General features: G+C 46.6%; 13 protein-coding genes. 8 read left to right on the forward strand and 5 right to left on the reverse strand.

All coding sequences use genetic code 11. The features are described from left to right. The first annotated feature begins 2 nt into the window (after positions 1 to 2). The 5 genes from E7746_RS01115 to mobV all read left to right on the forward strand — a co-directional run bounded on the left by E7746_RS01115 (position 3) and on the right by mobV (position 6,764). Positions 3 to 1,190 carry a fimbrillin family protein gene (locus E7746_RS01115; RefSeq protein WP_136409576.1) on the forward strand — a complete coding sequence of 396 codons (1,188 nt, stop codon included), beginning with the start codon at positions 3 to 5 and terminating at the stop codon, positions 1,188 to 1,190. Between the two features lie 9 nt (positions 1,191 to 1,199). Further along, positions 1,200 to 2,990, forward strand: coding sequence for a fimbrial protein (locus tag E7746_RS01120; RefSeq protein WP_136409577.1), 1,791 nt, complete (start codon positions 1,200 to 1,202; stop codon positions 2,988 to 2,990). Positions 2,991 to 3,245: 255 nt separating this feature from the next. Next, the gene (locus E7746_RS01125; RefSeq protein WP_057098033.1) at positions 3,246 to 4,478 is read left to right on the forward strand and encodes a site-specific integrase; all 1,233 of its coding nucleotides are present in this window, start codon (positions 3,246 to 3,248) and stop codon (positions 4,476 to 4,478) included. A 17-nt stretch (positions 4,479 to 4,495) separates the two neighbouring features. Beyond that, complete coding sequence (locus tag E7746_RS01130; RefSeq protein ID WP_057098034.1) at positions 4,496 to 4,888, forward strand: hypothetical protein; 393 nt, start codon at positions 4,496 to 4,498, stop codon at positions 4,886 to 4,888. A gap of 520 nt (positions 4,889 to 5,408) precedes the next feature. Then, positions 5,409 to 6,764 (forward strand): MobV family relaxase, encoded by a 1,356-nt coding sequence (gene mobV, locus E7746_RS01140; protein WP_061412985.1) that lies wholly within the window; start codon positions 5,409 to 5,411, stop codon positions 6,762 to 6,764. Positions 6,765 to 6,834: 70 nt separating this feature from the next. On the opposite strand, the gene E7746_RS01145 is transcribed toward mobV, so the two are convergent. The 5 genes from E7746_RS01145 to E7746_RS01170 form a co-directional block, all read right to left on the reverse strand. Next, entirely contained in the window at positions 6,835 to 7,758 is a 924-nt protein-coding gene (locus E7746_RS01145; RefSeq protein ID WP_016272402.1) for a tyrosine-type recombinase/integrase, read from the reverse strand. 46 nt (positions 7,759 to 7,804) lie between these two features. Next, complete coding sequence (locus E7746_RS01150) at positions 7,805 to 8,977, reverse strand: HNH endonuclease family protein (protein WP_057098036.1); 1,173 nt, start codon at positions 8,975 to 8,977, stop codon at positions 7,805 to 7,807. Positions 8,978 to 8,999: 22 nt separating this feature from the next. Further along, on the reverse strand, positions 9,000 to 9,851 hold the full coding sequence (locus E7746_RS01155; protein WP_005834447.1) for a BRO-N domain-containing protein: 852 nt from the start codon (positions 9,849 to 9,851) through the stop codon (positions 9,000 to 9,002). A gap of 244 nt (positions 9,852 to 10,095) precedes the next feature. Continuing rightward, positions 10,096 to 11,229 carry an adenine-specific methyltransferase EcoRI family protein gene (locus E7746_RS01165; RefSeq protein WP_005834451.1) on the reverse strand — a complete coding sequence of 378 codons (1,134 nt, stop codon included), beginning with the start codon at positions 11,227 to 11,229 and terminating at the stop codon, positions 10,096 to 10,098. 4 nt (positions 11,230 to 11,233) lie between these two features. Next, positions 11,234 to 11,434 (reverse strand): helix-turn-helix domain-containing protein, encoded by a 201-nt coding sequence (locus E7746_RS01170; protein ID WP_005834452.1) that lies wholly within the window; start codon positions 11,432 to 11,434, stop codon positions 11,234 to 11,236. 363 nt (positions 11,435 to 11,797) lie between these two features. Here E7746_RS01170 and E7746_RS01180 point away from each other — a divergent pair, with 363 nt between their 5' ends. From E7746_RS01180 to E7746_RS01190, 3 genes are all read left to right on the forward strand, one after another. Continuing rightward, entirely contained in the window at positions 11,798 to 12,562 is a 765-nt protein-coding gene (locus tag E7746_RS01180; RefSeq protein ID WP_168184273.1) for a hypothetical protein, read from the forward strand. A gap of 175 nt (positions 12,563 to 12,737) precedes the next feature. Further along, on the forward strand, positions 12,738 to 13,103 hold the full coding sequence (folB, locus tag E7746_RS01185; RefSeq protein ID WP_136409579.1) for a dihydroneopterin aldolase: 366 nt from the start codon (positions 12,738 to 12,740) through the stop codon (positions 13,101 to 13,103). Then, entirely contained in the window at positions 13,096 to 13,944 is an 849-nt protein-coding gene (locus E7746_RS01190; protein ID WP_136409580.1) for an SDR family NAD(P)-dependent oxidoreductase, read from the forward strand. Before folB ends, E7746_RS01190 begins: the two co-directional genes overlap by 8 nt. Positions 13,945 to 14,000 lie beyond the last annotated feature (56 nt).

Consider the following 14,000-nt stretch of genomic DNA (forward strand, 5'->3'; position numbering starts at 1 on the left):
AGATGATGAATAATTATATACGACGAATCACCGTTGCCGGAGTTGTTGCATTGACGGCTGCTGTAGTGTCGGGATGCTCCGATGATTCCGACAACCTGACACCGGTCTACAACCCTGCCGATTATATAACATTCGGCACCCCTTCATTTGTGTTGAATGGCGGCGACGGCTCGGCAGTGTCGCGTTCTACGTTGGTCGATAAGTTTGGCGACGGAGGCGTGACCTCGTTTAATGTGTGGGGCTATTGTGTGCCTCGCACCATCGATGGTAATAGCGATGACTGGAATGCCGCCTACAATGTCAAGTGGCCTCAGAAGTCCTCCTATTCCACTCCTGATGTGTTTAAAAATCAGGAAGTCACTGTCGACGGCTCTATGATGTCCTACACTGAGCCGCAGCCATGGAAGGTAAAAAGCAGCTCCACTGCCGATGTTGAAACATCTTATGGCTACACCTATACCTTTATAGCCTGTGCCAATGGCAAATTTACAATGTCGCCTGCTTCGGGCATGGGTGTGCCTGTCTTGAAGTTTGAGATGCCGTTTAGTGATGGACGCTTGGGTGAAAATCCTACGCCTCTTGACCACACCAGCATAAGCGATGCACTTATTGCGGCGAAGTTTGACCACACCCGCCGCAACGGCAAGGTGGACCTCGCATTCTCCCACATATTGACCGGTATACGATTCCGTTTTCACAACCACACGAGCAATGACCTGGTTATAGAGTCGCTGTCTTTTGAAGGCCGCTTTTATCGCACGGGTGAGTTCGATTTCTCGGGCGCAGATGCAAAACGAAGTGTAAAGAATCTCGATGATGATTCGTTCAGCGGCCGGTTTAACTTGATGACGGAACCGCAGACAATTCCGGGCGAAAGCTCGCAATTGATGGGCTATTCGACCGATAATCCCGATGGAACCACATTGCTGTTGCTGCCCAATCCTGCTGCCAATCCCACCACTAATGTACTTGCTCTTGGTGACAGCAAGACGATTATTGTCAACTATACATTGAATGGAGAGAAGAGGACATGGACGCACGAGAACTTTAAGCTATCCTATGTGCCGGGTGCCAATGTGCGTCACACCGCCAATCTAAACTTCGTGGGCGATGAATTTACGCTCATCTTCCAGGCCGACAATGAATTGAACTGGGAAAATGGATCGGATAACGATATTGACATTAACTAAGCTGAATATATGAAAAACCTTATATTAAAGAACCGATTTTGCTATGCCATTGTCGCCGCACTGTCGATTGTCGCTATGACGGGATGCAGTGATGACAATGAATTGTGGGACGAGCCTGAAGCTTCGGGCCCTGTAACCATCGTGGCTCAGAGTGTCGACATGATTGAGCCGTTTTCGATGCCCGAAGTGTTGTCGAGGGCCAATGACCCTAAAAACGAGGCCGAGAAGAAAATCAACACTCTTCACCTCTTTTTCTTTGACAAGGACGGTCAATTTATTAAATCCAATGCCGATAACTTCAAGCCCTATATTCCCAATGTGAAGAATTTCATGTTTGTGGTCAAGGATGAAGCCTATAAGACGATGACCGATGTCACAATCGTGGCCATTGCCAACATCAACGGCACTGACAACGAAAGCGCTAACTATTTCAATACCGCATATCCTGACGGCACTGTCATAACTGCAGGTGGCGAGATTGAGGATGGTACACGAATCAATCCCGGAGAAACGCGCAATCCCAACCCATGTACAATCACCTCTCTTGCCGACCTTCAAAAGTGGGTATATGCCCCGAAATTGCGAACAGCTGAGGGCACTGACATTACACAGCTGCCCAAGGCCGGTATGCCTATGATTGGAATGTTGAAGGGCGTTGATTTAAGTAAGGCTTCCGGTAATACTATCATCCCTATGAAGGCATTGATGGCCCGTGTTGACATACGCGTTACGCTCGACCCCAATCAGGAGAGTACCGACAGACGCCTCCCGCAGTTGACAATCAAGGAGTATGGTGTGATGAATATGCCCACTACCGTACCTTACACCATGCCCGACACTGTTGCCAAAAAGTCAACCCCCGTACTTGGAAAGGGTGAACTTGAAAAGGAAGTTAAGGTGACGCTTGAAAATCCCATAGTGATTAACAAGAACACCCACGATCAGGATGTGTTCACCTACTATACCTACGAGAATATACAGTATCCTGATAAAGGAGCTCTACGCGCCGATGGCACCCCTGCATATAAGGATGATGTATTGACCTTCCCTGAAGGGGTGACTACCGACAAGGAGAAACAGCGTTGGAAGCCGACTATCGCCTATAAAGACCGCGCATCGGCAATGGTGCTGCGCGGCTCCTATATAACTCATCAGGGTCTTACCTACGAAGCCGAGTTCAAGGTGTTTATGGGCCAGAATACAATTGACGACTTTAAGGTTAAGCGTAATCACAAGTATGTCAACAACATCACCATTCATGGTCTTGACTATGTGCGTAATTCCGACGACAATACCTACACATTTGACGGTCGAGTAAATGTTAAAACCGACAATCCCGTGTACCTCGCCATCGTAAACGAGCGCAAGGTCGATGCTCATGCGTCGGTGCGCCCGATGGATGTGTGGTTTCTCCTGCGCGAAAATGCTGATGGAACCTTGAATGAGGATGTCGATTGGGAGTCGGAGGTTGAGTTAACGATTGAAGATGCAAATACTTCAGCTAAATGGATTCGTATGGAAGTGATTCCTCGTGAGGAAATGCGAATTCTTGAAAACAATAAAGAAAAATTCATTGCAGGTCGAGGAGCTCGTGATTATTTTACTACCGACCTTATCAGTAAATTGGATATGGAAAATGGCATGTCGGACACAAATCATCAATGTGGATGGCATGTTACTATTGATGGAAAACGTGATAAGTCACGGTCGCGTGTCTATTTCTATATTGACGAAAATGTAGCTCCTAATGCACAAGGTGAGATTCTTGATAGAATTGCAAAAGTTAAAATAAACACATAGCGAAAAAGTAAATTTGGGCAAAGCGTAGCGAATTAGCTGATAGAGCGTTCGTTACGCTTTGTTTTTCTATGGGACAGAGCCAACGAAATACCACCTCGAAGCCAAACGGTGCAGAAGTTCAGTTACCACCTCGTTACTCCCGTAACGGGTGCAGATTTCTTGCTAAACAGTTCTGTTTCTGCGTTTTGCGTAGATTTACATAGCTGTCGGTAACTCACTAATAACTAATTTTGTAATCAAAAAAAGGAGTGAGTTATGCGTAGTACATTCAAGGTATTATTTTACGTGAAGAAAGGCAGCGAGAAGCCGAACGGCAACCTGCCTTTAATGTGCCGTATCACGGTGGACGGCGAGATTAAACAGTTCAGTTGCAAGATGGACGTTCCCCCACGGTTGTGGGACGTGAAGAACAGCCGTGCTTCGGGCAAGAGCGTCGAAGCACAGAAAATCAACCTTGCGGTAGATAAAATCCGTGTGGAGGTAAACCGCCGCTATCAAGAGTTAATGCAGACGGACGGTTATGTTACCGCCGCCAAACTCAAAGACGCCTATCTCGGTATCGGCGTCAAGCAGGAAACTTTGCTGAAACTGTTCGAGCAGCACAACGCCGAGTTTGAGAAGAAAGTCGGGCACAGCAGGGCGCAGGGTACATTTACCCGTTATCGGACGGTCTGCAACCATATTCGGGAGTTTTTGCCCCATACCTACAGGCGTGAGGATATTCCGTTAAAGGAACTCAACCTCACGTTCATCAACGATTTCGAGTATTTTCTGCGCACGGAGAAGAAATGCCGCACCAATACCGTGTGGGGCTACATGATTGTGTTGAAACACATCGTTTCCATTGCAAGGAACAACGGGCGTTTGCCGTTCAATCCCTTTGCCGGATATATCAACTCTCCCGAAAGCGTGGATAGGGGCTACCTCACCCAAACGGAGATACAGACGCTCATGGACGCACCGATGAAGAACGCCACCCACGAGCTTGTACGGGACTTGTTCGTCTTTTCTGTTTTCACGGGTTTGGCGTATTCGGACGTGAAGAACCTCACCGTCGACCGCCTGCAAACATTCTTCGACGGCAACCTGTGGATAATCACCCGAAGAAAGAAGACCAACACCGAATCAAACATCCGCCTTTTGGACGTTCCCAAGCGTATCATCGAAAAGTACAAGGGGCTGGCAAGGGACGGTCATGTTTTCCCCGTTCCGAGTAACGGAAGCTGCAACAAGATACTCAAAGATATAGGCAGACAATGCGGCTTCAAGGTACGTTTGACCTACCATGTGGCACGCCACACGAACGCCACGACCGTACTTCTGTCGCACGGCGTACCCATCGAAACGGTGAGCCGCCTTTTGGGACACACGAACATAAAAACCACCCAAATTTACGCCAAAATCACCGCCCAGAAGATAAGCCAAGACATGGAAACCTTGTCGCACAAGTTGGAGGATATGGAGAAGAATATCTGCCGAGCCATCTAATTAAAAACAGAATCCCGATGAAAGAAGAAAGGAACATTATCACGATGGACGGGCAGGGCAATATCTCCCTGCCGAGCGATATAGGTGCAACCGCCATGACCGAGCGGGAAATCTGCGAACTGTTCGGGGTTATCGCCCCGACGGTTCGGGCAGGGATAAAGGCACTCTGCAAAAGCGGAGTTTTGAGCGTATATGACATAAAGCGCATTATCCGCATATCGGACAAATACAGCGCGGAGGTTTACAACCTCGAAACGATAGCCGCCCTCGCTTTCCGTGTTGAATCGTTCGGGGCGGCGAAAGTCCGCAAAGTGTTGTTGGAAAGGATTATACACGGGCGAAAAGAGAAAACGAAGGTATTCGTGTCGGTTGTTTCGGACGGCAAGCCCAACAGCCGTTGGAAAGCATGATGATATATCAACATACCAACATGCAAACATATCACTATGGTGATATATATTGCAGGTTCTATTCCTCTTTTCAGAGGAAAGCGGAGCAATCATTTCCGTTTACAAAGGCAAAGCAAGCACGGGGCTTTATGTCGGCTAAAAGGTCAGGCGGCTGCGCCGTTTCCCGATAAATCTTCCTCTCGCTTCGCTGCGAGCGTATTTATCGGGAAAACCTTGTATCCGACCGCCCCGCCACCCACCGACCGAAAGGGAAAAAATAAGGGTGGGGTTATATGGGTAAGCAGACGGCAGGGATAGCCACCGCAGAAAGGCAGACGGACGGTACGCCGCAGGGTATTTACGGAGAAAATACCGTAGCTTATTAGGGAATTTTCCGAGCCGCAATACTACGTATCGCTGAAAATTCCCCAATAAGGCAAGGGGCAAGCCCCTCTGCACACCCCATCGGGGACGGCATTTGCCGCCCCTGAAGATACAAAAAAATCATTGTTGCACAAGCCAAAAAAGAAAGGAAGAATATATGGGTTTCGTAGTTTTACACATGGAAAAGGCGCACGGTTCCGACAGCGGGACGACCGCCCACATAGAGCGTTTCATCATACCCAAGAACGCTGACCCCACACGCACGCATCTAAACCGAAAACTCATCGAATATCCCGAAGGAGTGAAAGACCGTTCGGCGGCTATCCAAAGGAGGCTGGAAGAAGCGGGACTGACACGCAAAATCGGAAGTAACCAAGTGCGGGCAATCCGCATCAACGTGTCGGCAACACCCGAAGACATGGAACGCATCGAACGGGAGGGACGGCTGGACGAGTGGTGCGCCGACAACCTCAAATATTTTGCCGACACGTTCGGGAAGGAGAACATCGTGGCGGCTCACCTGCACTTGGACGAGAAAACACCGCACATGCACGTCACACTTGTGCCGATAGTCAAGGGGGAACGCAAGCGGAAGAAAAGGGAGGAGCAGGCGAAGAAACGCTACCGCAAGAAGCCGACCGACACCGTGAGGCTGTGCGCCGATGACATCATGAGCCGCTTGAAACTGAAAGCCTATCAAGACAGCTACGCTGTTGCGATGAAAAAATACGGTTTACAACGGGGCGTGGACGGTTCGGAAGCGAGGCACGTTTCCACGCAGCAATATTACCGTGACATAAAGCGACAAACAGAGGAACTGAAAACGGAAGTGGTGGAATTGCAGGAACGGAAAGAAACGGCACGGGAAGAGCTTGAACGGGCGAAAAAAGAGATACAGACCGAACGGCTGAAAGGGGCAGCCACGACCGCAGCCGCCAACATCGCCGAGAGTGTCGGTTCTCTTTTCGGGAGCAACAAGGTCAAGACACTGGAGAGGGAGAACACCGCCCTGCATAGGAAGGTAGCCACACACGAGGAGACCATCGAAGCCCTGCAAGCCGAGATACAGACCATACGGGCAGACCACAGCCGCCAAGTGCTGGAAATGCAGCAACGGCACTTGCTGGAAAAGAACGAGACGGTAACAAAACATCAAACGGAAGTATCAAGGCTTAACGCCTTGTTGATAAAAGCCACAGAATGGTTTCCTTGGTTTCGTGCTATGCTCCGTATTGAGAAATTGTGCCTTGCTGTCGGTTTTACCCATGAACAGACCGCCCATTTAATGACAGGCAAGCCATTGCCGTACAACGGCGAACTCTATTCCGATGAGCATAGGCGTAAGTTCAAGACGAATGATGTTACTGCCAAAGTTGGTACAAACAATGGAAAGCTGATACTTGCCATTGACGGACTGCATATCGGGGAATGGTTCAAGAAACAATTTGAACGATTACAACAGAATGTCGGCTTGAAGCCTATTCAGAAAAAGAATAAAGGCTTCAAGCTATAGTCAATCATGCGCATCACATACATGGAGGACATTTTTTGTCCCCCATGTATATATAGAGTCCAAGACTAACTCATGTTATTCCCAAGAAATTACTCATACGGTCAATACACCGTTTCTTTTGATTGAGATTAGGATGAACGTACAGATTAAGTGTCGTTGCCACATTTGAGTGACCGAGTATGACACTGACAGTTTTATAATCACACTGGCTTTCAATACATCGGGTCGCAAATGTATGCCTAAGTCCATGAAAGACCAAGTGGGGAATATCCAATCGTTTTAGCAACCTGCCAAAATAATCACGATAAGAACGGGGCTCTTTAGATTGTGTGGAAGTGCCTACCACGTATGGGGATTGAGATTGTTTCCTTACCATTTTCAACGCTTGGAGAAGCTGTTTGGATATAGGAATCTCACGATAGGAATTCTTGGTTTTTGGGGAAGAGTGAACCCTTTCTGTAGATTTCAACTCACAGTTATATATTCTGCCTACAGTATGCTTCACGATGACTGTCTTTTGTGCAAAATCCACATCTTCCCATTTCAAAGCACAAACCTCACCGATTCTCATTCCGGTACAGAGAGCCAACAGTACACCTATATTTTGTGGAGTGGGCTGTTCCAGCAAGTGACGCATCAATATACGCTGATGATTTAATGACAATGTGGGCGGCAGTTTGTTTTCTGTTTGGGTAGGATATTCGATTTCCCATTCTTCAAAATGGAAAATCCCGTGCTTATTCCCGTATTTGATAACAGATTTGAGCACTGCCACTATATCCCGGACTGTTTTTCTTGCTAATCCGGAAGTACATTTGTCTATCACAAACTGCTGGACATCCTTCTCTGTTATATTTTCCGCAGCGCCAAATCGTGGCAATAGGTGTGTTTGTAACGTAAGCTGATAAGCACATAGGGTGGAATGCTTCACTATCGGACGCTTTGCATCACACCAAATCTCGGAAACTTCGTGAAATGTTTTTTTATTGTTCATATTTTGAGAGAATTAATTGATTTAACTCTCTCAAAATAACACACTTTCACCGATTTCCCTTTGAACGATTATGGGTTTTACAAAGCATCTCGCAATTTTCCATGCTGGTTGCCCCTCCCTTGCTCCATGCAGTCACATGGTCGGCATCCATTTCCGAAAGTTTGTAAATGCGGGTCTTGTTGGCATTATTCCCCAACGCACAGAGCGGACAATTGGAAATTCCTTGTTTCTCAGCCGCTTCGGTCTGACGCTTGTAAGCAGCCCGCTTGGTTGATTCTTCAAAGATACGGATGTCAAGCAGTTTCTTATCCTCTTCTCCACCCAGTACATATTCGTAAATATTTCGGGGACACCGCACACTTTCATCCGCTTGCAAGGCTTTTACCCGTTCCGCGACATGGACGGTGCTATAAGGGGTGGCATGGTACGTTTCATACAGCCGTCCCCATTCCAAGCCGCACATGTCACGCTCTACCATAGTAAAGGTAGCCGATACCCAGTCAATCACAGAACGGAAATAACTTTCCAATTCTCCCGTGGAAGGCTCGTGACGGTGTATGCTCATATAGGCATCAATGCTCATCCCCTTACTGTCGCAAATCCACCGGAGGGCTTCCGCCAGATAATCCTGCCGTTTCACATCTCCCTTGATATAATGACTCCATTTCTGTATTTCCGCATTTTGGGAATTACTGAACACCCGCTTGGCTGCATTTACGAACTCGCCCGAATAGATGGCATTGAGCAATTCCTGCTCCTTGAGCGGAATGCCTACAATATTGATGGTCTTGAACCACTCCTTTATTTCCTTTTCTTCACCCTCGCATTCATATACCAGCAGAGAGGATTGCATAATCTTTTGTTGCTGCTCTTCGGGCAATCCCGAGAAATACTGTACGTTATCCGCTTCATCCTTGATGGCGAATTTTCCTGTAACGAACCGACCGATAGAAGTGATGCGTTGCTGCCCGTCAAGTACTTCAAATCGTCCGTCCACAGTCCGGTTGAAATAGATTAGTCCGATGGGATAACCTTTCAGCAGGGATTCTATCACCGCTACATCACGTTTCCCATCGTTGTAGATGTAATGGCGTTGATACTCGGGTTGGATAGTGAGCCGCCCGTCCAATCCAAACAGACCTTTACCTTCCAATTCGTTGTAGGTAAATCCTTTACAGATGTCTTCGACAGTCCATTCTGTATGCAATGTTGTCTTCATGATATTGATTCACTTTTTAGGATTATTCTTTTGTGTCTTCTTCTTCCGGAGATGAATTGAGCGCAATGCCTGTCTTGGCGTTCAGCGGACTGATGACTGCCTTACCCGTCTTGGCTTCCAACTCCATACGGGCATTGCGGGCAATCTCACCACCGGCTTCCGCCACATCCATGTGTTCCCGAAATGTTTCCGGATTTTTACTTTCAGATATTTCTTTGGTGGAAAGTTCCGCCAACATATTTAGCACCAATTCCTTATTGGTCATATTGTCACGTAAGTTCTCTTTTTTCAGACCTTTGAACTGCTTATATTCCTTGGCGGTCATGTCACTCCAAGTCTGATAAATAATATCGGTCAGCGTAGCAAACTGCACTCCCTCTTGCAATCCGTGCCGCTTCCATTCATCCGTGAGGTCTTTACGAATCTCTATGGATTTGAGACGCTGATTAATCCAATTATCCGAATACCCCAACCGCTTATAGTCCACCAGTGCTTGATTGATAGAGAGTTCGGGGTCTTGCATTTGGTTAAGACGTTCAGTCGCCACTTGTGCCATCCATTGCTTGAATGGTTCTGCTTTGGGCGATGGAATAGACTGAATCAAACGGAGAAGCTGCTGAGTATCTGCCACATCGGTTAAATACATCTTTCCATCAGCCGATTTCATTTTCAGTTGACTACAATTTGTAGTCAACTCACTCCCTTCTTTTTTTAAACGTGTTTTCAAGACACTCCAATACTTACGAGGATTAGGGCTATCGGTTAGGACAGCCACCACATCCACTATGGAAAAGTACCATTTTTCATCTTTGTCGTCCCAAATAGTACGGACTTTTTTAGCTTCAAAAAGCTTGATGGTATTATGTTGTGTCATAATTTATTGTTTTTGTTTTTAAGTTGAAATCTTAGGGATAACTAAAACTTGGTATGGTAGTGCTTCCAAGGTCTATCCAGAACAGATTCAAGTAGACCGTCATGGCAAAGAGACGAAAGTGACGAAACTCAATGACGGGGCAGTCTTGCTTCATTCCGAAGTTCCTCAGAATGAAACATATTATATGGTTGACGGGAAATATTATACCCAAGTTTATGCAAGAGTTCTTATTAAACATATCAGATCATAATTTGCGTATGAGTAATCGGGCATATGTTGAAACCAAAGAGCCATTGCTCCCAATAGCTCCCCTACGGTTCAAATCCGCAAAGTTAGGTGTGTCGGAAATGGTGTATTCCTTGGTTTTTAATCCCCATTGATTGCCCCTATCGGTTATCCCTAAGATTTCAAATTGCTCCGGACAATACTTAATCAAAAAGGATATAGGAACTCCCATCACTCCATCATAATCTGAAGGAATGGCATCCGTAAAAGGTACTTCAATGGCATCATAATTATCGTAGCGGTCATAGGCAGCTTTGCCTTTCAGTTCCTTATGTTTGGAAAAGCGGAGGTTGTCTGCCATGCTCATCAGTGGCAATGGTTCATGACGACGGCCATGCTCTATGCTGGTAAACCAACATGAATTACCTAATCGGGTATAATTACCGACATATCCCAATCTTGCAGCTTTAGCCTTGTCTTTCTCATCTACTTTAGCTCCGTCAGGAACGCCAAAAACCATATCATTTCCATTTCCTGTAGCACCTAACCAAACTTTGTTATCTTTTATCAAGGGAAAGACCTCTTTATAAGTGATTGCGTTCATGTTACCTATTACAGCAAACTTCTTCCCAGCTTCCACAATCCAAGCCAAGAACTCACGAAAGAGGGAGAACGGCGGATTGGTGATAATAAAATCCGCTTCATTACGAAGTTCGGTAACTTCTTTGCTTCGGAAATCCCCGTCACCATCCATATACTTCCATTCGAGGTCATCAATATTGATACGCCCGTCCCCGCTTTTGTCTCGTTCCAAGATGAATATCTTACCTTTTACCTGTGCCTTGGACGGGTCGAATTGAGGCGCTTCTTGCTCAAACAAAGAGGGCTGATAAGGTGTTTTGTATTTTTTGCTATCCGGAGCATAACTCGTAGAAATCAGTTTTTTCAAGCCTAACTCATCGAACTTGGCAGCAAAGTATCGGGTAAAGTTACTCCATTCGGGGTCATCACAAGGAAGCAATACAGTCTTTCCCCTAAACACGTCCGGGTCATATTCAAGATAGGCATTCATTTCAATCTCTATGTCATGAAATTGCGTATAGAACTCATCATTCTTAGCCGCCTTAGCTTCTTTTAGATTAGTATTTGCCATATGTCTATTTTTTTATTTCGTTAGGTACAAGAAGTGTACGCACATCCACATTCAGTATTTCCGCTATCCTGTATAGTACGGGTATAGGAGGTTGCACTTTGTTCGTGGCGTATAGATTGACCATATTAAAACCTTTGCCAAGTCGTTTAGCCAATTCAGTTTGACTAATCCCCGCCTCAATCAATGCTTCTTTTATCCGATTCATTGCGACATCTTCTTTAACTTGTTACAAAGGTATATAATTTTATTGGGTAAACCACTGTGCTCTTAAAAGAAAGTATTTCGTTAATGGCTTATCCCAAGCTATTTTGGAAAATTCTATTTGTTTTTTCGCCAGTCGATTTTATAAAACTGCCGCCGATAGTTCGTACTTTCGAAAAAAGATGCTATATTTGCAAATGAAAGAGTTATTTGACAGCATAGCAACGCAAAACGCTGAAATTCGCACGGTTGCTAACTCGTTACCGCCACTTTTCAAATAATTCGCTAAAAGTTTATTCCTCAATCGGTTAAGTCTAACCGATGAAAATCTAAAATAGTTTATCGTCGCAAGAAAAATGAAGTTCTCATGGAGCCTGAGCGAGTAAGAACTCTTGAAATCGAGCAACGAGGATTGAAGAAGATAACTTACAACCATCCGAGCGGTGGAACTATTGACGATACCTACATGGAGTACTATGAAGAGTATCTTGAACATTATGACCCATTGGACCAGCACACTATGCCCGGTGAGGTTTATAAAGGTATGCCTTGGGGTATAGAAGGGAAAAATTATCATCAATCAGGATGGTCAAGGCTTATTAATTCAGATGAAGTATACGATGACGGATTGCAGGCAACACAGTTTGTAATATATACAAGAGGTAGAAATCCGGATTCAGAGTATATTCCTATGAGTACGGTAAAGCTATACAATGACAATCCTCCTTCTACGGCTTTTCACTATTGCTATGGTAAAAATAAAAGGAATGCTGATGGGTCGGTTCCATCTCCTAAAAATAATAGTTATCAAAATATTGATAATGGTGGTTGGTATCTTCCAGGTATTCGAGAACTTGAACGTGCGTTAACTGAACATTATTTGATATTCCCTGATTTTAAAGGAAATTTTTATTGGTCGGCATCCGCAGCTAAAAATGTAGTTCTAAATTCTTATGGAGCGAGAAATCGAGCAAGAGCGACCAAAATAATAATAAACGGGACTGATGTTGATTATGCCGAATCCGGATCAGAAAATAGAGATGATGATTATACCGGTCCTGACGGGATTAAAGGCCGAGCTGAAAGAAAAGAATATTTTCGCGTTAGGGCATTCTATAAGTTACCGAGATAAACAAGTCAGGTCAACATTAACATCATAATCATGATTCGTCCCGGTGAGGTCATTTGTACAGAACGACCTCATCGGGGCGAGTTGTATATGCGCATTTCTGTCGGTGCGTTATGTGAGGTGGTACGCAAAAACGAATTTAGATGAAAACTTCAAGATTTTTGTCTAAATTTGTCCTATGACAACAACTATTGAGATCAACCGATTGAGGTTATACGCTTTTCACGGGGTGTTGCCTCGTGAACGTGAGGTGGGCAACGAGTTTGAGGTGACGCTGCACCTGGAGTGTGACATGACCGAGGCCATGACCTGCGACCGCCTCGACGGCACGGTGAGCTATGCCGATGTCATCGAGCTTGTCAAGGCCGAGATGGCTGTGCCGTCGCAGCTGCTGGAGCATGTGGCGTGGCGCATAAAGTCGGCCGTGGAGCGTGACTTACCCAAGGTGACGGGCGGATATATAAAGGTGGCCAAGCTGCGTCCGCCGGTGACCGCCCAGCTTGAATCGGCTGCCGTAACGCTAAAATGGAATAACAATGGCTGACAACTATCTTGAACGCAAAATGGAGGAATACCGCTCGGGAAAGGGCGTGACCTACCGTCATCGCACTACTCCCACCGGGGCGCGACCGGGCACACTTACTGTAAAATTCCCTCCACGGCGGGTGCTTGTCACGGGCGGTGCTCGCGGCATAGGCCGTACCATTGTCAAGGCGTTCTGCGACGCCGGATGCCGCGTGGCGTTCTGCGACATCGACAGCAAGGCGGGAGCGGCTACGGCCCAGGCCACGGGAGCGCAGTTTCATCCCGTCGATGTGCGTGACGCCGCCGCTCTTGAGCGCTGCATGGATCGCCTGCTGGAGGCGTGGGGCGACATCGATGTTATTGTAAATAATGTGGGCGTGAGCGCGTTCAAGCCGCTTGAGGAGAGCAGCCTCGAGGAGTGGGACGACATCATGTCGATCAACGTGCGCCCCGTCTACATCACTTCGCGCAAGCTCGCCATTCATCGCCGCAACATGGGCGGTGAGCCTCATTACGGCCGCATAATCAACATGGCCTCGACCAGGCAGTCCATGAGCGAGGCCGGCACCGAGGCCTACTCGGCATCCAAGGGAGCCGTCAACTCGCTCACCCATGCGTTGATGATGTCGCTCGCTCCGCTCGGCATAACGGTCAACTCCGTGTCGCCCGGATGGATTGAAACCGGCGACTATGACGCACTCGGCGAGGCCGATCACTCCCAGCATCCGTCACGCAGGGTGGGGCGCGTCGACGACATTGCACGAGCCTGTATTTTCATCGCTTTACCCGACAATGACTTCCTAAATGGTGAAAACATTGTGATAGATGGCGGTATGACTCGTAAAATGATATATGTTTGATACGATAATCATGCAAATGTTTGCCAAATTCATTCAAATGTTGTAATTTTGATGCG

The sequence above is a fragment of the Muribaculum gordoncarteri genome (assembly GCF_004803695.1).
Classification (GTDB): Bacteria; Bacteroidota; Bacteroidia; order Bacteroidales; family Muribaculaceae; genus Muribaculum; species Muribaculum gordoncarteri.